A 25,464-nucleotide genomic window follows, 5' to 3' on the forward strand; every position below is an offset into this window, starting at 1 on the left:
CCGAAACTTTATAAAACAATGTCATCCCGCTCAGAGATTACCATGTTTTCAATATCTAGTAAACCGATTATAATGACTGCATATCAATCACGAAACGATATCTTACATCACTTTTCAGTATTCTTTCATAGGCTTCGTTGATGTCCTGCATTTTGATCATTTCAATTTCAGAAACAATATTATGTTGTCCGCAGAAATCTAACATTTCCTGAGTTTCGGCAATACCACCAATCACAGATCCCGCTACAGATTTTCTGCCAAGGATCATCGGAACTGTATTCAAAATAGGTTCAAGCCCTCCTAAATATCCCACAAGAACATGTGTTCCGTTAATATTTAAAGTTGTAACATAAGGATTCACATCATGTACATAAGGAACCGTATCGATGATCACATCAAATTTTCCTTTTACAGAAGCCATTTGCGATTCATCTGTAGAAATGATAACATGATCCGCTCCTAACTGTTTTGCATCTTCAGTTTTTCCCGGTGTTCTTGAAAATAACGTTACTTCAGCACCCAAACCTTTTGCCAGCTTAATTGCCATATGTCCTAACCCTCCTAACCCTACAACTGCTACTTTAGAATCCGGTCCAACATTCCAGTGTCTTAATGGTGACCAGGTCGTGATTCCGGCACAAAGAAGAGGAGCTACGGCAGCAAGATTCAGATTTTCAGGAACTTTTAATACATGGTGGGAATCTACAACTACTTTTTGAGAATATCCGCCAAAAGTATGACCACCCAAGTGCTTATCCTGCCCATTATACGTTCCTGTGAATCCGTTCTCACAATATTGCTCAAGATCATGCTGGCAGCTGTTACAGTGCCCACAAGAATCTACGATACATCCTACTCCCGCAAGATCACCTACTTTAAACTTGGTAACTTCACTTCCAATCTTCGTAATTCTTCCCACAATTTCATGTCCAGGAACAGCAGGATAAATCGTTCCGCTCCAGTCGTTTCTTGCCGTATGAAGATCAGAGTGACATACTCCACAATATAGAATTTCAATTTCTACATCCTTTGAAGTAACATCCCTTCTTTCAATATTCATTTCTTTCAGATCTGCCGTGGTAGACTCAGCTCCATAGGCTTTTACTGTAAATGTGTTCATGTGATTATTTTTATTAGATTAATAAATTATTATACATTTTAACTGTTATAAAACTTCGCTATTCCGTAATTACTTTCTTTCGTAATACACTTTCATAACGGTACAAAAATCGACACTTTCAGAGAAATCTTGCTTATACAGATTACCGAATTACTTACCAATTTTACCGACATAATATATGTTAGGAAGGAAATTGGTAATTTTGAATCATAAAAATATACTTCATGGAAAATCAGGAGGTTGAAATCTATAACAGCGTCTCAGAATATAATAAAATGGTAAATCATGAAACACTGCATCCGTTGGTAAGTGTTATTGATTTTTCCAAATCGGCACCTGTTTGTCAATACAGGAGAACATTTGGTTTTTATACCGTTTTTCTTAAAGATGTAATGTGTGGAGATATGCAATACGGAAAACACAGCTATGATTATCAGGAAGGAACATTGGTATTTATTGCACCGGGTCAGACCTATGGAATTTATAATAATGGAAATTATATTCAACCCGCAGGCTTTGCTTTGATCTTTCACCCTGATCTCTTAAAAGGAACCAATCTTGGGAAAAATATAAAAGAGTACAACTTTTTTTCCTATGAGGTACACGAAGCGTTGCATCTTTCAGAAAAAGAAAGAGAAATTATCCTTGAATGTTTTAAAAATATAAAACTTGAGCTGGAGCAATCCATTGATAAACATAGTAAATCATTAATTGTAAATAATATTGAACTCTTCCTGAACTATTGCATGCGTTTCTATGACCGTCAGTTTATCACAAGAGATCATATAAATCAGGGGATTATAGGCAAATTCGAAAATCTGGTTGATGATTATTTCAAATCCGACAATCCCAAGAATATAGGTTTTCCAATGGTCAATTACTTTGCGGAAAAATTAAATCTCTCAGCAAATTATTTTGGTGATCTTATTAAAAAAGAACTGGGAATTTCTCCTCAGGAATTCATCCACAATAAGCTTATTGATGTTGCTAAAGAACAGATTTTAGATCATGGAAAATCGATAAGTGAAATTTCTTATGACTTAGGATTCAAGTATCCACAGCATTTTACAAGACTGTTCAAAACTAAAGTAGGAGTTTCACCAAGTGAGTACAAAATCCTGAATTGATTTTAACGAGAGCTCCCACAACTATTTTTCACAAGGATCACAAATTATCCTTTAAAACAACAAATTCATTAATATTAAAAATATACATAAAAAAGGATTCGTGCATCCGTGGCAAAAAAACAGAAGCCACGAATGCACGAATTTTATAGAGTGTTTAACCCCAATTTTTCAAATTTTACTTATAAAAATTAGTGAATACATGAGTATTAAAGACAAGTTAAATTTTTTATTCTCAAAAAACAGAATTATCTTTAGTGGTAAAAGTTATCAACATTTGATATGAAGCCACAGCACAAAGAAACCTATATTTTCAATACCAGCTTCGGGAAAGTTATAGCATTAAAAGAAGACGGTGTGATCAAGGCAAAAAGTCTTCGTTATGCCCGCTCCGAAAGGTTTCAGAAACCTCTTCCTGTAGAATATTCCGGGGCAGATATTCCTTTTCCGGATAAAACTCCGGTTTGTCCACAAAAACTTAGGCCGTTGGTTGAAAAAATGATTGGTGTAACACCAGTTGAAGAATTTGAGCCAGATGAGTCTACTCAATATCTTTCTATAACCCGTCCTGAAAATTTTACTAAAAATGTAAAACTTCCTGTTGTAGTATGGATTCATGGCGGCTCACATGAAATCGGATGTGGAGATTTATCTACTGCAGATCCTGCCGAATGGGTAAAAGAACAGGATATTATTGTGGTAGCTGTTTCCTATCGATTAGGACTCTTTGGTTTTCTGGGTGGGAATGAGAAAAGACCTCCGAATTTGGGGTTGTTTGACATGATTGAAGCTTTACAATGGATCAAAACTCATATTGAAGACTTTGGTGGAGATGCAGATAATATTACAATGCTTGGTCAGTCTTCCGGTGGAGATGCTATAGCCCATTTGATGATCTCTGAAGGGGTTTATGGTCTATTTCAAAGAGTGATTATTCAAAGTGCACCATTGGGATTACGTCATAAAAGACAGAAAATGTCTGCTGAATTTTTGAAGAAAACAGAAATCATTAAAGATGAAACAGATGTTTATAAAATGATGGATGACTATGGACAATTTGTTCCGTCTATCATGAAATATGGATTGAAAGCTGCAATGCCTTTTGGCACTCAATATGGTTTCCCTCCTTTATGCAACGAAGAAGAATCCGTAGGAAAATGGAAAGAGAATGCGAGAAAATATGATGTTTTAATCGGATTGAATAATGATGAAACCGCATTTTACCTCAAAACCTCAGAAGCCTTAAACAAATACTTTGGAAAAGGATGGGGATTAAAGATTTTGGATAAAACAGTTGAAAAAACTACTGATCTCATCTATGGAAATCCTGCTAAAATATTTGCAGAAAATCATGCAAAAGGTAGAGGAAATGTGTATTTATTCAGAATACATTCAAGATTAAAAGACAACCATATCGGGGCACCTCATTGTATAGATCTTCCCTTGATCTTTGGAAATGAAGAAGCCTGGAAATCTTCGGAATTGTTAAAAGATATTCCTTGGAAAAATATTCATGAGCATGGTAAAAAACTTAGAGCACTTTGGGCAGAGTTTGCCAGAACCGGAAAAATCTCAGATCAATCTGAACGACCTGAAATTTTAACTATAAAGAAAATCTTGGTGTAGTTTTAATAAATTTAGTTATTTTAATTTACTGTATTATAGTTAATTATGTGTTTTATGAAGTTTTTTTATTATATTTATAAAACCAAATTCTAAAACATTAAACTATGAAAACCCAAAAATTTCAAAACGCAAGAAAAGTTGCCAGAGAGGAACTTAAACACTTACAAGGAGGAATCATCATCAGAGACAGAATATGCTGTTTTTATAACGAAGATAATTATTGCTGTGAATGGGCAATGGATCTTTGGAACTGCCGAGGTATTAAATGCTAACCTTTCGGTATGATAAAAAAATAAGCGTATATCAATGATGTACGCTTTTATTTTTTTATTCAGGGATCCAGACACTCACATTTCCGGCAGGAACAGGGAAGTCTCCCCAACCATTTTCGTCAATGGTTACTTTATTTTTAAACCTTTTCAATAAATCTTTAAATTTTTTTCCTGAATAATTTTTTCCTACCTCCATAGGTTTATTGTAAGCATCTTTATTACTCAGAACAACGGCGCATCCGGAATGTTGATCATCTCCTGTACGAACCCATCCCAGGCAATTGGCATCTTCAAAATAGTCTTGCTGTTCTCCATAGGCATACTCTTTTCTGGCTTTTAAAAGCTCTTCAATACCATCCACTTTCGGCATAAAGATTTCCTGGTCGTTTCCAGCCCTGTCTTTATCAATATAATGAGCACCATACAAATCAGGATAAAAAACACATGGATAACCGTCTTTTCTAAGTAGGATTAAAGCATAGGCAATTGGCTTAAACCATGACTCGACGGGTGCTTCAAGATCCTGAAGCGGCTGTGTATCATGATTGGCTACCAAACTTACAGAATGCATCGGATCTGCCTGGGTAAGGGTTTCATCAAAAATTCTTCGTAAATCATAAGAAGCCCCTTCTTTTGACGCATTATGAAAGTTATTCTGTAATGAACTGTCGAAAAGGCTCATACAACCTTCCGTCACTTCAATATATTTCTGAAGTAGATTAAGATATCCCGGAGCCCAATATTCACCTACTGCAAAAATATTTTTTCCGGTATTGGAGCGGAGTAGGGTAAGCCATTCTTTATAAAAATCAAAAGAAATATGTTTTAAAGCATCCAGTCGGACCCCGTCAAAATCAGTCTGATCAAAATACCACATTGCCCAATTATTGAGCTCTTCCCGTACAAAAGGATTCCGATGTTCAATATCATTATACATCAGGTAGTCATAATTTCCTTTCTCATCGTCAATCATTTCTTCCCAGTCATCACCATATTCAGATTGTATTTTATAAATATGAGAATCCATTCCTTCAGCGTAGTCTACACCGCTGAAACAGGTAAAATTCCATTCGAAATCAGAATATTTTTTTCCTCTTCCTGGAAACGTAAACTTAGTATAAGATTCTATTTCAAGAACATCAGAAATAACTTTTTCCCTGTTATTTTCATCCACTTTTACGGCTTTGAACTTTTCCAGCTCATCACCACCTGCTTTATGCCCCAATACTATATCTACAATGATTTCTATATTTTGTTTTTTTAAGGCTTTGATGGCTTTTAAATACTCGCTTTTAGTCCCGTATCGGGTAGCTGTAGTTCCTTTCTGATCGAATTCTCCGAGGTCATAAAGGTCATAAGCGTCATAACCTACCGAATATTTGCCATTGGTTCCCTTGTAGGCAGGTGGAAACCATACAGAAGTAATCCCGAGTTTAGCCAAATATCTGGCTTGTTTTTGGGCATCATTCCACAATTTACCGTCTCCTTCAGAATACCAGTGGAAAAATTGAATTATTGTTGGGTTCATAGTTTGCTGATTTGGTGAAGACAAGTTAGCAAAAAAATATGACCTATAAATTTTCGAATTCTTTAAACGGTATTTTTAGTTGAACGGAAACCAGTTTTTTTTCTTCTGTATTAAGATGAGAAAGAGACAATCCCAGCAAGCGCACAGCCTTATCAAAAGGGCGGAGTTCCCAAAGTTTTTTACCTGTATTCAAATATTGATCAGGAGAATTAAAATATTCTTCCCGTGTGATACTTCTTGTGAAAAGAGAGAAATCTTTGTATTTAATTTTCAAAGTTAAAGTTCTTCCAAGAATATTATTTTTCTGCAAACGTTGATGAAGTTCCTCGCTCAGGCTTTCCAGTTTTTCATTGATTTGCTGTTCATCGAAAAGATCTTCAAAGAATGTTCTTTCCACTGCCACACTTTTCTGAATGCGATGAGGTTTAACTTCGGAAGTGTGAATACCGCGTACCACATTGTAATAATGTTGTCCCGATTTTCCAAAAATTCTTACCAGATCTTCTAATGACCTTTTCTTTAAATCTTTTCCTTTATAAATTCCTAAACTAAACATTTTGTTAGCCGTAACTTTTCCAACACCATAAAACTTTTCCACAGGTAATTCTTCAAGGAAACTTTCCACTTTATCAGGATGAATAGTTTTTTGCCCATTAGGCTTATTAATATCAGAAGCTACTTTTGCCAGAAACTTATTTACAGAAATCCCGGCGGAAGCAGTTAAGCCTGTTTGTTCAAATATCTTCTGACGAATCTCTCTGGCAATCAGGTTGGCAGATTCAATGCCTTTTTTATTTTCAGTGACATCCAGATATGCTTCATCTAAAGATAATGGTTCTACCAAATCAGTATACTCATAGAAAATCTCACGAATCTGTTTAGAAATCTCTTTATATCGGGCAAAACGTGGCGGAACAAAGATCAGATCAGGGCATCTTTCTTTTGCTGTTTTACTAGGCATAGCAGAGCGGACTCCAAATTTTCTGGCTTCATAACTGGCTGCGGCTACCACACCTCTGTGCTGACCGCCAACAGCAATTGCCTTTCCTTTCAATGTAGGATTATCATGCTGTTCTACGGAAGCATAGAATGCATCCATATCTACATGAATAATTTTACGAAGGGGCAAAGAAAAATCCATATACAAAGATATGGATTCCTTTATTTACGATAAATTTTTTATAGAATGAAGAAGAAGCTGATGAAAAGAATATTCTTTTTCTGACTCATGCCTCATTTAATTTTTCAATCTCATTGTAAGGAGTAAAGGTTCAAAACCAGCTTTTTCATAGGCTTTGATAGCAGACTCGTTTTGTGCGTATACATCCAGTCTTACTTCTGAAATATTTCTTGATTTTGCCCAATGTATAAGTTCATCGGTAATGGTTTTATTAATTCCCTTTCCTCTGTACTCAGGTTTTACAAACATAAATCCGAGGTAAGCATAGTTTTTAAAATTATAATAATCCTTTTCAGTTTCTTTGATTAATGCGTAGCCGGACGCGACAATTTCATTATTATCTTCTACAACAATTAAAGTGGCATCCGGAGATTTGATAAAATGACTCAGATCATAATAATGAATTTCCCCATCAATAAGTGTACTGTTGAAAGGTCTTTCTGCAGTGACAATTCCCTGTTCAAATTCTAAAAGAATTTTTAAATCCTGCTCTGTGGCTTCTCTTGTGATCATGGTAATATATTAATATAGATAAAATTTAAGCACTTGATCTAAGTGCTTATTGTATTTTGTTATGGAAAATTATTTTAAAAGATTGTCTATGGTCTGCTGAATTTCAGGATCTTCTGGAGAAATAGCATAATATTTTGCAATAGACGATTTCTGATCAATAATCATATATCTTGGAATCCAGTTCAGATCAATATAATTATTAAAGTCATTTTTCCATCCGGATGCAAACCAATAATTGTCTTTATCCTTCATATTAAATCGGACAAGACTTTTATCAAATCCTTCTTTAGATCTTTCCAAAGAAAGAAACACAAAGTCTACATTGGGATTGTTTTTTTCTAAAATTTCGGCTTTTGGAAGTGCCTGTAAACAGTCTCTACACCATCCCGCCCAGAAATCAATAACTAAAACTTTTCCTTTATGCTGATCAAGAATCTGCTGGATTGTAATTGCTTTTCCGTCTTCATCTTCCAGTTTTTGATTCAGAGCTTCTTTGGAAAAACCGGTTTTAAGAACAGTAGGGATCTTTTGAGAATAGCTTAAGCCAAATAATCCTACCATAAATATTAATAATAACTTTTTCATTTCTTACAATTTCATTTATACAAATCTAAACAATGCTTTGCAATCTTAGATTGATTTTTTATGAATTGGTAAAAATTTATATTATTGAAATTTTCTATGGATGTAGTTTAAATATTGTCCGAGATATTTTATTGCCACGAATGCACGGATTTTTATTTATTCGTGCATTCGTGGCAATATATATAATAGTGTTTAAAGTCTTTTTGTGATTAAAACGATGTTATTATAGATGTTGAGTGAGCGGGTTTTCATCCGAGATATTTTATTGCTACGAATACACGGATTTTTATTTTATTAGTGCATTCGTAGCGATATATACAAAGGTGTTTAAAGTCTTTTGTGATTAAAACGAGGTTGTATAATGATCGGGTTTTCTTCCAAGAAATTTTATTGCCACGAATGCACGGATTTTTTATTTATTCGTGCATTCGTGGCAATATATATAATAGTGTTTAACCTCTATTTTATGATTAAAACGAATGTTTTCTATTGATAGTTTTTAATCAATCCTTTTACAACTGTGATCACGTTCGGCATAGCTTTGTTTGCAGCATTTAATACCTCTTCGTGGGAAACGGCAAAAGCAATATCTGGTCCTCCAAGATCTGTAATGACAGACATACAGAATACATCCATTCCCATGTGTTTTGCAACAATAACTTCTGGAACGGTGCTCATTCCTACCATGTCGCCACCAATAGCTTTAATCATTCCGTATTCGGCTGGAGTTTCAAAGGTGGGACCCTGTAAAGCAACGTAAATTCCCTGATGGATGTTTATATTTTGTTCCGAAGCTACTTTTTCTGCTGCAACGATCATCTTTTTGTTGTAAGGTTCACTCATATCCACAAAACGTGGTCCGAGTTCATCAATGTTTTTACCTCGAAGCGGATGTTCAGGCATCATATTGATGTGATCCTTTAAAATAACAATGTCCGCAATTTTATAAGCAGGATTTACTCCGCCACAGGCATTGGAAAGAATTAAATTTTTGATTCCCAATACATGGAAAACTCTGATCGGGAAAGTTACTGTTTCCATGGAATGTCCTTCATAGTAATGAAAGCGCCCACTCATCATTAAGACTTTTTTTCCTTCCAGAATTCCGTAGATAAGTTTTCCGGTGTGACCTACAACTGTGGTTTGCGGAAAGTTAGGAATATCTTTGTATTCTAAAACGTGGATCGGTTCTACTTCATTCTGCAATTTTCCAAGTCCGGATCCTAAAACAACAGCAAAATCAGGAGTTTCCTGAATAATATTTTTGATAAAATCAGCTGTCTCTTTAATTTTTTCTAACATAATCTAAGATGATTTGATTGAATTCTTCCTTTTTATCAATGATGACATTGATCGGCCAGTAGTAAACAATTTCTCTAAGATAGTCAAAAGTTTTCAGACGAACATAATCTTTCTCTGTGGTTAATATCAGCTTATATTCTCCTAATTTTTTATACTCAGCAAGGATTTTTTTAATATCATCATCCGTAAAATTATGATGATCTCTGAATTTTAAATGCTTTACTCTTTTTGAGAATTTTGCCAGATGTTCCAAAAGCGGTTTAGGATTGGCAATTCCCGTGATCAGTAAAATATCATAATAGTTCAGATTGTTATCCGGAAGCATTTTATCTTTTCCGTATACATTTTCGTCATATCCAATGGATGAAAAGAATACTTTCTGGTTGTATGCAGGTCTGATTCTTGAAATATAATACCTTTTAGTTTCCTCTGTCAGTTCATCAGGACATTTGCTGACCATGATAATATTAGCTCTTTTATAACCTGATCTGGACTCTCTAAGATCTCCGGCGGGAAGAAGATAATCTTTGAAGAAAGGGTCATTAAAATCAGTCATCAAAATATTGAATCCGGGTTTGATAGCTCTGTGTTGCATCGCATCATCCAAAACAAGAACTTCCAGATCCATATCTTCAATTACTTTTTTTGCTCCGGGAACACGTTCTTCTGAAACGGCAATTACAAAACGATTTTTGAAACGTTCAAAAAGCTGCATTGCTTCGTCGCCCACCATTTTATAGTTGCTGTCATAATTGGTCACTTCGTACCCTTTAGTCAGCCTTCCGTAGCCACGTGAAAGTACTCCGGTTCTATAATGTTTGGATAGATATTGGGCAAGGTACATCACCATTGGTGATTTTCCGCTTCCGCCCACAGAAAGGTTTCCGACATTGATTATCGGTGTCTTAAATTTTGTCGACTTAAAAATTCCCCAATCATACATTGTGTTTCGGATACCCGTTACCAAATGATAACCAAGGGAAAAAGGATAAAGGTACCATCTTTTCATACGATTGCAAAAATAGGAATTTTCATAAGGATTCAATGTAATATTATCAAAGACTTTTCAATAAATATTTCGTTAATTTAAAGTATTTTTGTGGAGTTATTATAATACTTTGAGATACTTTATTGAATTTTCTTACAACGGGAAGAATTATTTCGGCTACCAGATACAGCCGGACGCTATTTCCGTGCAGGAAGAACTGGAAAAAGCGCTTTCCACAATTTTAAGAGAAGAGATTAAAACTACCGGTGCCGGAAGAACGGATACCGGGGTTCATGCCAAGAAAATATTTGCCCATTTCGATACGGAAAAGGAAATTAGCGATGAGCTTCCACGCAGACTGAACAGTTTTCTGCCTCCGGATATTTCTATCGAAAGGATTTTTAAGGTGAAAGATGATTTTCATGCACGTTTTGATGCAACGTACAGAACGTATGAATATTATATTTCCTTGTCAAAAAATCCATTTACCCAGGAATCTGCATGGCAACACTGGAAAAGACCGCTGGATATTGACAAAATGAATGAAGCATGTAAGATCTTGTTTGAGTATGAAGACTTTACAAGTTTTGCGAAATTAAAAACCGATAACAAGACCAATATCTGCAAAATGTACAAAGCGGAATGGGAACAGAATGGGACAGAGCTTAAATTTACGGTTTCTGCCAATCGTTTTCTAAGAAATATGGTTCGGGCAATTGTAGGAACAATGGTAGAGATCGGTACAGGAAAACTGAAGCCGGAGGATATGCATACCGTTATTCAAGATAAAAATCGTAATGCTGCCGGAACTTCTGCTCCTGCCCACGGATTGTATCTTGTGGATGTAGGCTACGAATTCTAATAAAAAACTAAAAAACTATAATCATGTTATCAATTATTATTCTTATCGGTGCTTACCGATATTATGCACAATTAGCAGAAAGATTTGGAAAAGTAAAGTGGCATTTCGGGCTTCTTGCCATAGGTGTTTATTTAGGAACTCAGGTTATTTTAGGACTTTCTTATGGGTTTTATTTGGGTTCCATCCATCCTGAATCTTTGGACAATGTAAATTACACGGGATTTTCAGCGGTGAATATTGTAAGCTGGTTGATTTCTCTTGTAGCAGTTTGGGCTGTTTATGAAGTGCTTTCCAGAAAACTTAAGAGAGAGAAGCTTCATAAACCTTCAATTGACATACAGCATATCGGGGAAATTTCAGAAGATTAGCAGTTTTACAAGTGATAAGAGTGCTTCACAGATGAAAGATATTCATTTTGTAAATGATAGGTATCTTAAATTTTCTATAATGATTTGCAGAAGTTGTAAAGGCTGAGAATTTATAAAGTCTTATTTTTGCATAGAATTTTAATTCTTTTTCTTCAATTCGTATAATGAAAAAACAAGATACCTGGGGGATTGTAAAAAGGCTGTTCTTTATTGGAATGAAATTTCGTTCCTGGTTCATCCTTACTTTAATAATTTCCGTGATACTTTCAATAGTTTCTACTTACAGACCATATCTTACCATGGAAGTAGTGGATAATGACATCACCAAGCTACAGGATAAAGCTTTGATGATGAAGCATATCTATATTTTGGTGGGATTAGTGTTTGCAGAAACTGTTCTTAACTTCTTTTTAGTCTATTTTTCGAACTTTATCTCTCAAAACGTAATCAGAGATATCAGGGAGAGATTATACTCTAAATTGATTTATTTTAAAACATCATTTTTTGATAAAACCCCTATCGGGCAATTGGTAACCCGTGCTGTAGGAGATGTGGAAACTATTGCTACTGTTTATACAGATGGTTTTCTGATGGTTTTTGGGGACATTCTGAGAATTGTCTTTGTATTGGTAATGATGTTCAGCACCAATGTTCACCTGAGTTATATTACACTGGCAATATTGCCTTTAATGGTAGTGATCACAAGGTTTTTCCAGAAGAGACTTAAAAAAGCTTTTGGTGACGAAAGAAACTGGACGGCTACCCAAAACTCTTTTGTACAGGAAAGGTTGGCAGGAATGTCTATTATTCAGGTTTTTAACAGGCAGGATTCGGAATTCAAGAAGTTTGATGAGATCAATATTACTTTGAAAGGAGCTTTATTGAGAACTGTATTTATCTTTTCCTTGTTTTTTCCTGTTGTAGAACTTATTTCATCACTGTTTATAGGGTTTATCCTGTTTTATGGCGGATATATTACAATCAGTGCCGGAGTTGTTATTGCCTTTATTCAATATATTTCAATGTTAATTCGTCCTTTGAGACAGATTGCAGACCGTTTTAATAATATCCAGAGAGGTATTGTAGGAGCGGAAAGAGTATTGGGATTAATGGATGAAGAAATTTCGATGCCGAATACAGGTACGGTGAAAAAAGACCACTTTGCCGGTAAAATAGAATTCCAGAAAGTACATTTTGCTTATGACGAAAAGCAGGAAGTACTGAAAGGAATTGACTTTAAGGTAAATCCTGGAGAAACCGTTGCCATTGTAGGGGCTACAGGTGCCGGGAAATCTACCATTATCAGTTTGATCACAAGACTTTATGATATCAATTCCGGGAATATACTTATCGATGATGTAAATTTAAAGGATTATGAACTTTATAATCTGAGAAGTCATATTGGGGTGGTATTACAGGATGTATTCCTTTTCCATGGAAGTATTTTTGAAAACCTTTCTTTCGGGGATGATACAATTACTCTTGATAAAATAAAAGCAGGTGCTAAAGAAATTGAAGTAGATCAGTTTATAGAACAGCTGCCTGGCGGCTATGATTATGTTGTAAGTGAAAGGGGTTCATCAATCTCTTTGGGGCAAAGACAGTTACTATCTTTCCTTAGAGCTTATTTATCCGATCCGAAAATTCTGATTTTGGATGAGGCAACTTCTTCTATTGACCATGAAAGTGAAAAACTGATTCAGAGAGCAACAGAAAAAATTACCAAAAACAGAACATCTATTATCATTGCCCACAGACTTTCCACGATTGAAAAGGCGGATAAGATTATTGTTATGGAGCATGGTAAAATTGTGGAAGAAGGGAAGCACCTTGAGCTTTTAGACAAGAACGGATATTATTCTACTCTTTACAAAGCTCAGCTGCGTCATGAAGTGGAAATGGAAGAGGAGAAAAGATCATAATCCATAAGGAATAAACCCAAGATCATTTTTCCAGGTATCACCATATTTCTCAGTAAGAATTTTGGCAATGGCAAGATTATTTTCTGAAGCCTGCTTTGAAATTTCCGGACTTATTACACAGTTTTGATACACTATGCCTGTCTGATATTTTTTTCGGAATTCTTCATGGCTTTTTGACATGATCCCAAATTGAATGAAATGAGGAATATTTTCTTCTTTTATTTCATGTTTCTTACCTTTTTGCTGAGTAAGAATAACAATTTCATTGGTTTTCTGTGCAGAAACGAATCCTGAAAAGGAGATGGCGATGATAAGAAGTAATTTGCAGTTTTTCATGGTGTATTAATTTTTAAGTCTGATAAGAAAAAAATAAAGAAGTTAAATCAATAAATAAAAAAGAGAGCACAAGCTCTCTTTTTTATTATCGGAATCTTATTAGCTACTGCTTTTTTATCTTTTTAAAGCTACAGAATACAAAATTCTGAACAGTATTAAAAGGAGTGGTATGATCCTCAGTAATGCATTTTATTTTTTCAAAACCGGAACTGAAATTTTCAGATAACGATTCTTCATCGTATTGTTTGATTTCCAGCCCACTGCATTTTGTAGGACCGTTTGTAGAAAAAGTACCGAGAATCATAAATTCGTTGACATATTTTTGAGCAATATCTATATATTTTGAAACCTGCTCAGAAGTCGTTAAAAAATGAAATGCAGCTCTGTCATGCCAGATGTCATAAGTTTCAGTGGGTTCAAATGCTGTAATATCTGTAGCAATCCACTTTACTTTTTGAGCGGAATCTCCCAGTCTTTTTTTTGCCCTTTCCAAAGCTTTGGCAGAAATATCAAGTACGGTAATGTTTTCATATCCTTCCTCAAGAAGAAAATCTACCAGATTACTGTCGCCCCCGCCTATATCGATGATTTTTGCCTGTTTTCCCAATCCGGAAGAATGTATGAAATCCAGTGATGTAGCAGGCTTTTCCTGTGTCCAGCTTACCTGGTCGGGAGTTTTTGTGTCATATACATTTTCCCAATGGTTTTTATTTTCGGAAGAATTCATAAGTCTTTTAACTGATTATTTATTATTTCAAATTTATTAATTAATCCGTTAATTTTCTCCTGTTGTTTTCTGATGGTTTTAGGTCTTATGTAAAACCAGTTGAAAGCAATCCATAAAAATGTGGCGCCATAAGCAATAACAGCAAAAGTAGGTGTCATAAGGGAAGTATATTCATACATATAAAAACATATACCCAGAAATAGCATAATAAAATAGAGATTGAGCATGGTGGTCTGCATAAATTTCTGTTTGTTTTTTACTAGGTATAAACTTTGAAGATATTCACTATTAGACTGGGTATTATCGATTTTATAAAATATCATAAACAGTTTATTATAAGCAAGAAGAAAAATTATCATTGCTAAAATTACCAGTACAATACCCATTTTTGTTGTAATCAGCTGAGGTTGGTAGTGGTACCATATAAAAGCAATTCCTAAAGAGGTTGCAATCAGTAAAATATTCATGATGATGATTTTACGTAAATTTTCATTCTTGAATGTTTTAAGCTTCCCAAGAAGTTCCTTTAAATCCGGTTTGTTGGAAGTTTGCTGTTTCCAGATATTTTTGAAATCTATATTAGTATCCATTGTGTTTAAATTTTTGTGTTAATTTTTCTTTTATCCTATGAATTTTCACTCTGATATTAGACTCTGAAAGCCCTACGATCTGGGCAATCTCCGCTTGTTTTACCTCTTCCAGCTCCAGAGAAATGATAATTCTGTCTGTTTCCGGGAGTTCAGAAATAAACTGATACAGCATTTGTATCTGAGGTTCCATAGATTCCTGTTTTTTTTCTTCAAGATTGATGGGAAGATCAGTTTTTGCAAACCTTTTTTCTTTTTCAATTTGCCGGAGACAATTGTTGGAGGCAATTCTGAAGATCCAGGTTCCGATGCCTGATTCATTCCTGAATTTCGGGAGTTGCTGCCAGACAATGATAAAAGTTTCCTGAGCCAGATCCTGAGCCAGTTCGGCATCATTCACATATCCCATGCACAAACGGAATATCTTCTGCCAGTAAAGCTCATATATATCCTCAAATACCATTACTTAGCAGATAAGAATTTATTTAACTGACCTAAATACCATTCTTTATCATCATACATAATGAAATGAAGTCCTTTAGTTGAATATTGAAGATTGGCATTTTTAAGGTTTTTATATTGTGCTTCAATTGCCGGTTTCATGAATACAAAATAAGATTCAAGAAGGATAAGAGAAGGACACTGTATATTTTTGATTTTCTCTCTAAGATCAGTATTGGAAAAATCACAATACATTTTTGCAAATGTTTTTCGATCTGATTTCATGCTCCATTCAATAACTGTATTTTGCATGGAAGTGTCAGCCAAAAGACGTGGAATTGATTGAGTTTGCATCTGACGAAACTGATCATCCGGCATTGCTGCAAATTTATTCACTGTAGAAGAACAGTCGTTGTTTTCCTTGGAGATAAAATCAGGGTTAGAAATTGCGGCGAGGCATGGAAGAGTATCAACAATAACAATTTTACCTATCAGTTCAGGATAATCTGCAGCAAGAGTAAGCGCAAAACCACCACCCATGCTGTGTCCGATGATAATTGGCTTTTCAATTTTATTGTCTTTTATATAATTTGCAATTCCTTTTTCCCAATCTTTAAAGCTAGGATTATCCTCAGGTTTCGTTCCTGCAAATCCTGCCATGGTTAAAGTGTAGCATGTGAAATCTTTTTCGAATTGAGCAGTAGTCTCATTCCATACATCGCCAGAAGAAGCAAAACCGGGAATAAAAATCAATGATTGTTTTCCTTTACCGCTTTTTTTAACTTCAAAAGGATAGGTCGTTGTCTGTCCAAATATATTGCATGCAGCAGCAAAAAATAGCATAATGATAAGAAGGAATGTAAATTTTTTCATGATTTCTAAAGTTTTAAGGTTTATTTGTCTTTTAGAGACGAACCTCTTGAAAATGTTACACTTTACTTTGCTTTTTTTTGAAAAAAAATTCTCTATTCCTTCAAACCCTTTGTGGTAAAGGTAAAACGGTAAAAAAAAATATTAGTCATAAAGTTGATGATTCCTGATATCCATGTTCATTTTAGAATTTTCTGTAAGATTAAAAATACGAAATGTGTATTGATATTTTAAAATAATCTTAGTATTTGTAAAAAAAGTGATAAAATGATATTAAAGTGTTATGTTGATATTGATAAATTTATTAACTTTAATCAGAATTTCAGAGGTACCCCTGGTATCATAAGGGTGTCCGGTGTGAATAATATTTTTTTAATTAAATCCAACAATATAAATGAGCAATAATATCCAAGATGAATTTAAAGTCTTTAAAGACGAATTGAAGAAGTTGAATATCGAAGTACAGAGAGTGGTAAAAGTAGGAAACGGAAGTATGGATTTTCATGAAGTTTTCTATAAATCTCCAAGGTATGAAGAGGTAAAGAGCGTATATGTTCAGCGTCATAATCTGGACAGTATGATAGAAAAATTTAAACAAGCTTATCATTAAAATATAATATGCGCCGCAGAGAATCTGCGGCGCATATTTTTTTGAACTAATATTATAAATTTTAATCATTATCCAATGTTGAGGTCTTTTTAGTGTCCTTCATGCTGAGATAAACGATAAGAGAAAATAATATACACCCCGTAATATACCAATAAAAGTATTCTTCTGATCCGATATTTTTAAACCAAAGTGCAATATATTCTGCCGTTCCTCCAAAAATGGCTACTGTAATAGCATACGGTAATCCTACACCAAGTGCTCTGATCTCAGAAGGAAAAAGCTCTGCCTTTACCACTGCATTGATGGAAGTATAACCGCTTACAATGATCAATGCTGCCATGATAAGTAAAAATGCACTCCACATGGAAGTGGTCGTACTCAGTGCAGTCAGAAGGGGAACTGTGCACAGCGTTCCAAGAATACCGAATCCAAGAAGTAGCGGACGCCTCCCGATTCTGTCGGACAATCCTCCAAATACAGGTTGAAGACAGGCAAAAATAAATAAAGTGATAAATGAGATCAAGGTAGATTCTTCCTTGGTAAGATGAACAGTATTCACCAGGAATTTCTGCATATAGGTTGTATAGGTATAAAACGCCAATGTACCGCCTAACGTTAATCCTACTACGGTAAGTAAAGCTTTAGGATGTTTTAAAAGTTCTTTTACCGTTCCTTTTTTCTTTTCATCTACCTTCTTTTTGTTCTCAAAAGCTTCTGTTTCATGAAGATTAGCCCTCAAATATAAAGCAATAACAGAGAGAAGAGCTCCTATTACAAATGGAATTCTCCATCCCCAATCCTCCAGCTGAGCTTCCGTTAATAGCAATTTCTGCAAAATAAGCTGAATTCCCAGAGCGATAAGCTGCCCGCCAATTAATGTCACATACTGAAAGCTGGAATAAAACCCTCTTCTGTCCTGCGTTGCCATTTCGCTGAGGTAAGTAGCGGATACACCATATTCTCCGCCCACACTTAATCCTTGAAGAAGCCTAGCCAAAAGTAATATAAGCGGGGCAAGTATACCGATGGATTTATAAGTTGGAGTTAAAGCAATAAGCAATGAACCAAAAGACATCAGCAAAACGGAAAGGGTCATCGCCCTTTTTCTTCCAATCTTATCAGCAATACTCCCGAACATCCATCCTCCGATTGGACGCATGAGAAATCCGACGGCAAATATTCCGGCAGTATTCATCAGCTGTGCATTCAAATCAGAATCCGGAAAGAATGAATGGGAAAAGTAGATTGCAAATGCTGCATAGGCATACCAGTCATACCATTCTACAAGATTGCCGACAGATCCGCCCACAATGGCTTTAATTCTTTGACCTGTGGTGATGGAAGATGAGTTCATAGTTTTAATATATTGCGCTGCTGAAGATACAAATTTTCAGAATTGACCATCAATCTAAAGATTATTATAAATAAATGACAATAATTTTAAAATCTATATCCCAAAGAAAGCCCGCTTCTGAAGCCTGCCCAAGGACCATCCACTTTTATTTTCGCGCCATTGGAATTGGTTTCCACAGTATATTTTACAAACGGAATATCCAGATTTTCGATCTCTTTTTTTAATTGTGACTGCATATCAGGTGTAAGTACATAATCGGAAGTCATTGTAAAATCACCTTTTCCACTTCCGTAATGTGCGCCTGCAATCCAAAAATCCAGCACAAGGTTTTGACTTCGGGTAAGAAAAAACTGTACACCTACCATCAAGCCGCCACTGTTTCCGTTGGTATTTCCCTGATCTTTAAGAGGTATTTGATAAGTGGTGCCATTCGGTCCGTTATAATCATAATAGAAATCAAAAGTATTGGAAGAAACATCCGAATAGCGGTAGTAAGGAGCAAAATAAAATCCTTTACCATAGCCTTTTCCAATATAAAACCTTGGCTCAATTGTGAAATTGGTAGCTTTTACTCTTAAATTTTCAAATCTCTTTTCATCTTTATCTTTCAGAAAAGCATTGATAAAGGGAACTTTTCCTTCCGGCATCGTCCCGAAACCTATATTCACGGAAAACCATTGATTAATGGCACGTTCATAAGACAAATTAATATTCCTGAATGCATAAGCGGTAACATTCGTCTTAATAATATTCATCTTTTCAGAGGAAATTTCCTGATTTTCCTGGGCTCTCACTATTGAAAATAGCAGGCATGGAATAAATACGATTATTTTTTTCATAATCTTATATTTTGGGGTGTAAAAAAGGAGTAGCAAAAAACGGGCTGAATTTAACATAATAATTTAGATAATGGTGAAATATTTTTATACTTAATAATAAAAAGCTTTTACTGTTAAAATAAAATTCGATGTAATGGATTTCAGGGATTGATTGTCATAAAGGTATAATTCTTTGCTAATATGAAAAAAACTATATATACCATGTTCATCCTTTGCGGTTCTTTTATGTTGGCGCAGGAGGCGAAGATTGATACAGCTGAGGTTTCAAACACAAAAGAGATTCAGGAAGTAATTCTAAAGGCACAGCGAAAAAAACAATTTGCAGATAAGTCAGTATATACTTTTGACAAAGAAGCTTTGGAGCGGGCACGCTATGCAAAGGATCTACTGCGTACTCTTCCGGAATTGCAACTGGACCCGGTGGGAAATACCATTACCAGCACAAAAGGGGGAACTATATTGTTTCTGATTAATGGGGTAGAGGCAACAGATTTACAGATTAGAAGTGTGGCACCAGGTGAAGTCATCAAAGTGGAATATTATGATATTCCGCCGGCAAGGTGGGCAACGAGAGCTGATACAGTGGTTAATATTCTCACAAGATCTACAGAAACAGGATATGTTTTTGGAACAGAAATTTTTTCAGCGTTGAATACAGGATTTATCAATGGTTCAGCTTATGCCAACTACACTAAAGGAAAAAATAATTTCGGTCTTGAATATTCTTTGAATCTGAGAGATTATGATGACAGAAGAGTAAATAGTATCTATGACTATCAGCTCCAGGGAAACCATTACCGTTCGGATGAAAATAGAAAAGATCACTTTGGATATACTTTTCAGAATATTGCCTTACGATATACAAGAATGGTTCCTGATGACTATGCTTTCCAGGCAAAACTGAATATGGATATTTTCAGCAGATTTTCAAAGGGTGTCGGGCAAAGTACTTTTATACAGAATAATTGGGAGGAAGAGCATTCAATGTTTAAAAATAACGGCTCAGACTATATAATTCCTAAACTGGATCTATATTATTCCAAAAAGATAGGCGAAAAAGATGAACTGAGCATCAATCTTGTGGGTTCTCACTATACAACAAATACTTCTGAAACTGCAAAAGAGTGGATTACCACATCAGGGCTTTCTGTATATGATAATGATATGATGTTGAAAGCAAAACAAACGAGTCTGGTAGGAGAATTGGCTCATGTTCATGATTTTAAGGCAGGGAAACTATCGTCAGGGTATCGTATTTCAAGATCTTCTATTTCCAATGATCTGAATAACCTTGCCGGACATTCAGAATACAATGTTACTTATCTGGAACAGTATTTTTACACAGAATTTTCCGGTAAGGCAGACAAGTTTACTTATCGTTTGGGGGCAGGGCTTACCAATATTCATAATAAAAGTGCTGAAAATGTTTTTGATGAATGGACATTCACCCCAAAAATTGTTCTTGGATATCAACTGAAAAATAATCATAATCTTCGTTTTACAGGAAGTTATACTCCGGTAAGTCCGTGGAGTAATGCATTGAGCATTAATGTAGTACAGCTGGCACCAAATATTGTGCAGCGTGGAAATCCTTTTCTGAAATCTCAGCAGGTTTTTTCCAATAATCTGACTTATTCTTTTAATAATAAATATTTCGACTTTAATGCCTCTTTATTTTACCGGTACACAGATAGAATAATCAATCAATATTATGTTTTGGATGATTTAGGAGGCTATGCTTTAACCTATGAAAACGGGAAAAGCGGACAGCGATACGGAGTACAGTTTACAGGCTCTTATAAACCTTTCGGAAATAATTTATTCGTTGTAAAAGCTGTAATCATTCCTACTTCCGAAATGGTAAAGACAAGTAACGGAGCATTGATTAAAAATAATTATCTGGGAAATTATTTTGTCCTGTCTTCCGAATATAAAAAGTTTTCACTTCAATACCAGTTTAACATCCCAACTTATAGTCTTAGCGGAGCGTTTCTCAATACTAATGAAAATCAGAACAATATTTTCGTAAGCTATAAACATAAAAACTGGACATTCTCCACAGGAATGTATTGGATGGGAATGCCTTCAGAGTATAAAACGAAAAGCTTACCGGAAAGCTTGGTAGATTATAGAGTTCATACCCAGATCATGAATAATAAATCTATGTTTGTATTAGGATTAAGCTATGATTTCTCTAAAGGAAAGAAAACCGAAATTCAGAAAAAACTGAACAATGATACGGCTCCGGCTGCTACTTTTTAAAATAGCTGATCATAAATTAAACCGCCCGATAGAAACTATCGGGCGGTTTTTCTGTGCATTAAATTATTGTATATCTAGTTACTCATAATCATTTTGCGGTAAGCATAAATGTCTTCGATAGTAACGACGCTCATTCCTTTTTTGATGGCAAAGTCTACGATTTCCGGTAATCTTGCCATAGAACCGTCTTCATTCGTCAGTTCGCAAAGGACAGCATCATCACCAAGGTTTGCCATTTTTACAAGATCTACACTTCCTTCAGTGTGCCCGCGTCTTTCAAAGACACCATCTTTTTTAGCAATCAAAGGGAAAACGTGTCCCGGGCTTGCAATATGCTCCGCCTGAGCATTTGTTGCTACAGCTGTTCTGATTGTCGTTACACGATCCTTTGCAGAAACTCCTGATTCTACGCCTTCTTTAGCTTCAATAGAGATGGTAAATGCGGTCTGGTTTTTTGAATTGTTGTTTTCCACCATCGGACGTAAGTTCAGATGCTTACTTTTTTCCTCGGAAATACATAAACAAACGATGCCGCTGCATTCGCGGATCAAAAGTGCCATGTCCTGTTCTGTAATAGTGGAAGCGGGAAAGATGATGTCACCTTCGTTTTCGCGGTTCTCATCATCTACTAAAAGAATACCTTTTCCCTGTTGTAAAGTTGAAAGTGCTTTTTCTACACGTTCTTTGGAGGTTGCTCCGAATTGTTCTAATAATTTTTCCATGTTATTTTACTTTTAAAAGTTAAAATAGTCTTCGGTACATGGAAATGAAATACGCCACAATAAGAGCCCATAAGGAATCTTACTGTTCGTTTCATTTTCTTCTCCCATCCAGACTTTAACTGTCGGTTTTGGAATTTCACCAAATCAGTCCCTTCAAAAGAAAGGAGTCGCGGACTGTAACCGCCGGTAGGGAATTTCACCCTGCCCCGAAGAAAACTTATACTAAGTTTTACTGTATGTTTTGATTTAAATTTTTATTTCATTGAATAAATTTAATGCACAGGCAGCTAATTTCGGGAAGTTTTTTGAAATGGCGAAGTGTCTTCAATGTTTTTTTATCAATAAATAAAGAAAACCTATACTATGGATTACAGTATAGGTTTTAAATTTTAATGGAAATGATGAATTTATTTAATTTGCTTTAATTGTTCATCATACAATCCTATCAAAAGGCTGTTTCCGTCTTGATCTGTTTTTATTCCGCCATATTCAGCTTTACTGTATTTTTCTGCTTGTCCTTCCTGAAAAAAGAAAGATTCTGCACCAATGTTGATATTCCATTCGTTGGGAGAAGTATACTTAATGAGATGTTCTCCGGTTTTTAATGGAGCCGAATCCTTTTGAAAACGAACAAATTGAGCAACACCTTTAGGATCAAGTGTTACCACGCAATAGCCTCGTTTCGGAATTTTTTCTGCATTAATATTATTTGAAATATCATATCTCAGGTTCATATAATCGCCCTGCATCAGTGATCGGGGATCAACGGGTGCGAGTTTTAATAAAATCGGTTGCCCATTTTTCAGTAAAGTCTCTTTTTCTGCAACTGAGTAGTTGAAATAGACAAGCAGCAGGATTAAATTTAAAAGTATGATAAACCATTTATATTTTTTCATTTTCTGTCAGTTTTTTGTGAGTGAAGAAATAAATTGCCAAAAAGATAATCCCGGAAACGAAGAGAATTATGGATTTTGTCAGCAAGGTAAAATGAAGATCATAGTAAAACTTACCAATAAAGTAAATAAGGGCAATGATGGATAGTATAAATCCTGTCTTATAATTAACGAAAAAACTTAACAGAAGAATAAGAATTGCTCCTGATATGGTTGGCGTTAATAAAGTGGGTAATAGCATTGAAACCGTTGAAATATAGATTATAACTTGATGGATTGTATCGGTAATTTCCAGTTTTTTAAATAAAAGGGAAACTACATAAAGAATGGCAAGAACAATAACAACAGAAGGTATCCAGTTGAAAGAAATATTAAAATTTCGGATAAGATTTATCCCTAAAGTGGCAAGGGTAAAGATGAATGAAAACATCATCCCTGTCCGTATAGGATCATAGAGTTTTGAAAATATTTTTTTTGCGGTAATTATTTTTGCTTCCTGTAAAAATAGAAATGTAATACACAGAGCCTGAATAGCAATAATGATATGCAGCAGGGTGTTAAGATCATTGCTGATAGCAAATGTCACAATGCATCCATTGATGATCAATATGGAGATAAAAGAAAGGATATAACTCTGTACAAATAGGATTGTACATAATGCCAGAATACTAAAAGATATATAAATACTATTCTCATCCTTAGCCAGACCAAAAGCTAGCAAAGCAAATCCGGTGATGAAAAAAGTAACACTCAAAGTATCCATAATTGTTTTGTTGGATAATCTGCTGACAAGGGAAGAGCCTGCAATACAGATAAAGCCGGTTATAACCATTCCTGTTTCTGATGCAAAAAGATTAGCTGCGAACATGAATGCCAGGAAGGTAATACAGGCTAACAGCCCGCCAAAAATGGATAATACTTTAATGGATAATGATTGGTGGTTGGAGTTTTTCTCCTCATAGGCTGCAAAAATAGCATCTTCATCAAAGCGGATTTCTTTTTGACTTCCTGCCTGAAGCTCATCCAGCAGTTTTTTTATATCTTCTTTATTTCTCATTTTTCCATTTTTTTTGAAGGTTCATCAGGTTTTTAATGATAAGAGTAATGCTTACAATCACAAATAAAGAAACGACAAGGTATGTTCCTTCATTTTCAGCCACTCTAAATAATGCTGAGCAAATCATAAAGACAATACTGAAAGGAATAATAGCAAAATAAAAACTGTTTTTAGTTTTCAGCCCGTACCAGATTCCTAATGTGTATATGATAATGCTGAGAACACTTAAAATAAAAAATGATGCTGAAGTATCTCTGTCTATAATTCCTAAAGACACTACAAAAGTTGCTATGCAGACAATTGCCAATGACAGAATATTGGAAAACCAGTTCGGAATCTGAACAGATTTTTTATAATATGCAAGAAGATGTGAGCCAATAAGGATTGCTGTATTTAAAACAAAAAGCAAAGTCGTGACAATTAATCCATCCCAATCCTTAACGACTTGTTGCGAATACAAAACCAGTGTAGTGTTCACCAGTGCTATAAACATAAGCCATAAAGGAGCGAAATCAGCAACAATGACCCAAAGAGTGATAAAGATAGTCCATGCCAGAAAGAAATCATAAGCATTGGCTCCCGTCTGGTAAATCTGTCCGAATACTGCGAATAAAACTCCTACAAGTGCTGATGCTCCCGTAAGAATAATGTTCCGAATATTACTATTGATTTTGAGAAACAAAGCAACTGCGATTGTCGCAATAACTAATGCTTCCGTTACTCCTATTTTTGCAAATTTGGGTAACTCTGCCCAGTTATAAGCAAAGAAAAAAATAATTCCTGATATGGAAAATCCTATTCCAAGACTTATAAAAAACAGCTTTAAGAATTTTTCCCATGCTGGTTTTTGATTGTAAATATTCCTGTTAAGAATTTCACTGACATCTTTCTCGGGTAAATCACTGTATTTGCTGAGAATCTGAATGTCTTCTCGTTGTAATTTTTTCATTTAATTGTGTTAAAAATCTCTAAAGTAGATTATTCCTACATTTTTAATAATTAAGATCGCTGAAATTACTCCCTCAAAATCTTTTCCATTTTTTTTCCTTTCGCCAGTTCATCAATCATTTTATCCAGATACCTGATATTTCTCATCAGTTCATCCTCTATTTCTTCTATACGATAGCCGCAGATTACACCTTTGATCAATGATGCATTGGGATTCATCTGAGGAGCCTGCTCAAAAAAAGTTTTAAAATCAGTTCTTTTTTCAAGCTGTTCCTGTAATCCTTGTTCATCATATCCTGTGAGCCAGCAGATAATTTCATCCACTTCCTGCTTGGTACGCTCTTTCTTTTCTGCCTTCTGAATATAATGTGGATAAACACTGGCAAAAGCTGTGGTGAATATCTTTGTATTTTGCATGATTAACTTTT

27 protein-coding genes and 1 riboswitch are annotated in these 25,464 nt (G+C 35.0%); of the genes, 8 read left to right on the top strand and 19 right to left on the bottom strand.

Annotated features, from left to right (window positions below; all coding sequences use genetic code 11):
- Positions 1 to 67 precede the first annotated feature (67 nt).
- Positions 68 to 1,120: an NAD(P)-dependent alcohol dehydrogenase gene (locus AC5YGG_RS12645; protein WP_496144827.1), complete on the bottom strand. Its 1,053-nt coding sequence runs from the start codon at positions 1,118 to 1,120 to the stop codon at positions 68 to 70.
- Between the two features lie 224 nt (positions 1,121 to 1,344).
- On the opposite strand from AC5YGG_RS12645, the gene AC5YGG_RS12650 reads away from it, so the two are divergent.
- The 3 genes from AC5YGG_RS12650 to AC5YGG_RS12660 all read left to right on the top strand — a co-directional run bounded on the left by AC5YGG_RS12650 (position 1,345) and on the right by AC5YGG_RS12660 (position 4,142).
- On the top strand, positions 1,345 to 2,247 hold the full coding sequence (locus AC5YGG_RS12650) for a helix-turn-helix domain-containing protein (RefSeq protein WP_496144828.1): 903 nt from the start codon (positions 1,345 to 1,347) through the stop codon (positions 2,245 to 2,247).
- Positions 2,248 to 2,526: 279 nt separating this feature from the next.
- Positions 2,527 to 3,870, top strand: a complete 1,344-nt coding sequence (locus AC5YGG_RS12655; protein ID WP_496144829.1) for a carboxylesterase family protein — start codon at positions 2,527 to 2,529, stop codon at positions 3,868 to 3,870.
- Between the two features lie 104 nt (positions 3,871 to 3,974).
- Entirely contained in the window at positions 3,975 to 4,142 is a 168-nt protein-coding gene (locus AC5YGG_RS12660) for a hypothetical protein (RefSeq protein ID WP_496144830.1), read from the top strand.
- A 55-nt stretch (positions 4,143 to 4,197) separates the two neighbouring features.
- Here AC5YGG_RS12660 and AC5YGG_RS12665 read toward each other — a convergent pair whose 3' ends face one another.
- The 6 genes from AC5YGG_RS12665 to lpxK all read right to left on the bottom strand — a co-directional run bounded on the left by AC5YGG_RS12665 (position 4,198) and on the right by lpxK (position 10,259).
- Complete coding sequence (locus AC5YGG_RS12665; protein WP_496144831.1) at positions 4,198 to 5,670, bottom strand: alpha-amylase; 1,473 nt, start codon at positions 5,668 to 5,670, stop codon at positions 4,198 to 4,200.
- 43 nt (positions 5,671 to 5,713) lie between these two features.
- A complete protein-coding gene (gene dinB, locus AC5YGG_RS12670) occupies positions 5,714 to 6,811 on the bottom strand; it encodes a DNA polymerase IV (protein ID WP_496144832.1) in 1,098 nt (365 codons plus the stop codon).
- 96 nt (positions 6,812 to 6,907) lie between these two features.
- Positions 6,908 to 7,363, bottom strand: a complete 456-nt coding sequence (locus tag AC5YGG_RS12675; RefSeq protein ID WP_496144833.1) for a GNAT family N-acetyltransferase — start codon at positions 7,361 to 7,363, stop codon at positions 6,908 to 6,910.
- 69 nt (positions 7,364 to 7,432) lie between these two features.
- The gene (locus tag AC5YGG_RS12680) at positions 7,433 to 7,948 is read right to left on the bottom strand and encodes a TlpA family protein disulfide reductase (protein ID WP_496144834.1); all 516 of its coding nucleotides are present in this window, start codon (positions 7,946 to 7,948) and stop codon (positions 7,433 to 7,435) included.
- A gap of 486 nt (positions 7,949 to 8,434) precedes the next feature.
- A complete protein-coding gene (locus AC5YGG_RS12685; protein ID WP_496144835.1) occupies positions 8,435 to 9,250 on the bottom strand; it encodes a purine-nucleoside phosphorylase in 816 nt (271 codons plus the stop codon).
- The gene (lpxK, locus tag AC5YGG_RS12690; protein WP_496144836.1) at positions 9,234 to 10,259 is read right to left on the bottom strand and encodes a tetraacyldisaccharide 4'-kinase; all 1,026 of its coding nucleotides are present in this window, start codon (positions 10,257 to 10,259) and stop codon (positions 9,234 to 9,236) included. Before lpxK ends, AC5YGG_RS12685 begins: the two co-directional genes overlap by 17 nt.
- A 109-nt stretch (positions 10,260 to 10,368) precedes the next feature.
- Between lpxK and truA the strand changes: the two genes are divergently transcribed.
- From truA to AC5YGG_RS12705, 3 genes are all read left to right on the top strand, one after another.
- Positions 10,369 to 11,100: a tRNA pseudouridine(38-40) synthase TruA gene (gene truA, locus AC5YGG_RS12695; protein WP_496144837.1), complete on the top strand. Its 732-nt coding sequence runs from the start codon at positions 10,369 to 10,371 to the stop codon at positions 11,098 to 11,100.
- 23 nt (positions 11,101 to 11,123) lie between these two features.
- The gene (locus AC5YGG_RS12700) at positions 11,124 to 11,468 is read left to right on the top strand and encodes a hypothetical protein (protein WP_496144838.1); all 345 of its coding nucleotides are present in this window, start codon (positions 11,124 to 11,126) and stop codon (positions 11,466 to 11,468) included.
- A gap of 164 nt (positions 11,469 to 11,632) precedes the next feature.
- Positions 11,633 to 13,390: an ABC transporter ATP-binding protein gene (locus AC5YGG_RS12705; protein WP_496144839.1), complete on the top strand. Its 1,758-nt coding sequence runs from the start codon at positions 11,633 to 11,635 to the stop codon at positions 13,388 to 13,390.
- Here AC5YGG_RS12705 and AC5YGG_RS12710 read toward each other — a convergent pair.
- The 5 genes from AC5YGG_RS12710 to AC5YGG_RS12730 form a co-directional block, all read right to left on the bottom strand.
- A complete protein-coding gene (locus AC5YGG_RS12710) occupies positions 13,385 to 13,726 on the bottom strand; it encodes an FEKKY domain-containing protein (protein ID WP_496144840.1) in 342 nt (113 codons plus the stop codon). The genes AC5YGG_RS12705 and AC5YGG_RS12710 overlap by 6 nt on opposite strands.
- A 103-nt stretch (positions 13,727 to 13,829) precedes the next feature.
- Positions 13,830 to 14,453, bottom strand: a complete 624-nt coding sequence (locus tag AC5YGG_RS12715) for a class I SAM-dependent methyltransferase (protein ID WP_496144841.1) — start codon at positions 14,451 to 14,453, stop codon at positions 13,830 to 13,832.
- Positions 14,450 to 15,043 carry a hypothetical protein gene (locus AC5YGG_RS12720; protein ID WP_496144842.1) on the bottom strand — a complete coding sequence of 198 codons (594 nt, stop codon included), beginning with the start codon at positions 15,041 to 15,043 and terminating at the stop codon, positions 14,450 to 14,452. Before AC5YGG_RS12720 ends, AC5YGG_RS12715 begins: the two co-directional genes overlap by 4 nt.
- Positions 15,033 to 15,503 (bottom strand): RNA polymerase sigma factor, encoded by a 471-nt coding sequence (locus tag AC5YGG_RS12725; protein WP_496144843.1) that lies wholly within the window; start codon positions 15,501 to 15,503, stop codon positions 15,033 to 15,035. The genes AC5YGG_RS12720 and AC5YGG_RS12725 overlap by 11 nt, the downstream gene beginning before the upstream one ends.
- Positions 15,503 to 16,354, bottom strand: a complete 852-nt coding sequence (locus AC5YGG_RS12730) for an alpha/beta fold hydrolase (RefSeq protein ID WP_496144844.1) — start codon at positions 16,352 to 16,354, stop codon at positions 15,503 to 15,505. The genes AC5YGG_RS12725 and AC5YGG_RS12730 overlap by 1 nt, the downstream gene beginning before the upstream one ends.
- Positions 16,355 to 16,745: 391 nt before the next feature.
- On the opposite strand from AC5YGG_RS12730, the gene AC5YGG_RS12735 reads away from it, so the two are divergent.
- The gene (locus tag AC5YGG_RS12735) at positions 16,746 to 16,961 is read left to right on the top strand and encodes a hypothetical protein (protein WP_065395223.1); all 216 of its coding nucleotides are present in this window, start codon (positions 16,746 to 16,748) and stop codon (positions 16,959 to 16,961) included.
- Positions 16,962 to 17,022: 61 nt separating this feature from the next.
- Here the strand turns inward: AC5YGG_RS12735 and AC5YGG_RS12740 are convergent, their stop codons facing one another.
- On the bottom strand, positions 17,023 to 18,315 hold the full coding sequence (locus tag AC5YGG_RS12740; RefSeq protein ID WP_496144845.1) for an MFS transporter: 1,293 nt from the start codon (positions 18,313 to 18,315) through the stop codon (positions 17,023 to 17,025).
- Between the two features lie 86 nt (positions 18,316 to 18,401).
- A complete protein-coding gene (locus tag AC5YGG_RS12745) occupies positions 18,402 to 19,154 on the bottom strand; it encodes a DUF3575 domain-containing protein (RefSeq protein WP_496144846.1) in 753 nt (250 codons plus the stop codon).
- A gap of 180 nt (positions 19,155 to 19,334) precedes the next feature.
- On the opposite strand from AC5YGG_RS12745, the gene AC5YGG_RS12750 reads away from it, so the two are divergent.
- On the top strand, positions 19,335 to 21,416 hold the full coding sequence (locus AC5YGG_RS12750) for a TonB-dependent receptor domain-containing protein (protein ID WP_496144847.1): 2,082 nt from the start codon (positions 19,335 to 19,337) through the stop codon (positions 21,414 to 21,416).
- Positions 21,417 to 21,490: 74 nt separating this feature from the next.
- On the opposite strand, the gene ribB is transcribed toward AC5YGG_RS12750, so the two are convergent.
- The 5 genes from ribB to AC5YGG_RS12775 form a co-directional block, all read right to left on the bottom strand.
- Positions 21,491 to 22,138: a 3,4-dihydroxy-2-butanone-4-phosphate synthase gene (gene ribB, locus AC5YGG_RS12755; RefSeq protein ID WP_496144848.1), complete on the bottom strand. Its 648-nt coding sequence runs from the start codon at positions 22,136 to 22,138 to the stop codon at positions 21,491 to 21,493.
- Between the two features lie 92 nt (positions 22,139 to 22,230).
- Positions 22,231 to 22,356, bottom strand: a riboswitch (FMN riboswitch).
- A gap of 189 nt (positions 22,357 to 22,545) precedes the next feature.
- Complete coding sequence (locus tag AC5YGG_RS12760; protein WP_496144849.1) at positions 22,546 to 23,034, bottom strand: GDYXXLXY domain-containing protein; 489 nt, start codon at positions 23,032 to 23,034, stop codon at positions 22,546 to 22,548.
- Positions 23,021 to 24,088 carry a DUF4401 domain-containing protein gene (locus tag AC5YGG_RS12765; protein WP_496144850.1) on the bottom strand — a complete coding sequence of 356 codons (1,068 nt, stop codon included), beginning with the start codon at positions 24,086 to 24,088 and terminating at the stop codon, positions 23,021 to 23,023. The genes AC5YGG_RS12760 and AC5YGG_RS12765 overlap by 14 nt, the downstream gene beginning before the upstream one ends.
- A complete protein-coding gene (locus tag AC5YGG_RS12770) occupies positions 24,078 to 25,037 on the bottom strand; it encodes a DUF2157 domain-containing protein (RefSeq protein ID WP_496144851.1) in 960 nt (319 codons plus the stop codon). The genes AC5YGG_RS12765 and AC5YGG_RS12770 overlap by 11 nt, the downstream gene beginning before the upstream one ends.
- A 65-nt stretch (positions 25,038 to 25,102) precedes the next feature.
- Positions 25,103 to 25,453, bottom strand: a complete 351-nt coding sequence (locus AC5YGG_RS12775; protein ID WP_496144852.1) for a DUF2200 domain-containing protein — start codon at positions 25,451 to 25,453, stop codon at positions 25,103 to 25,105.
- Positions 25,454 to 25,464 lie beyond the last annotated feature (11 nt).

The organism is Chryseobacterium sp. CS2K3 (assembly GCF_059515185.1).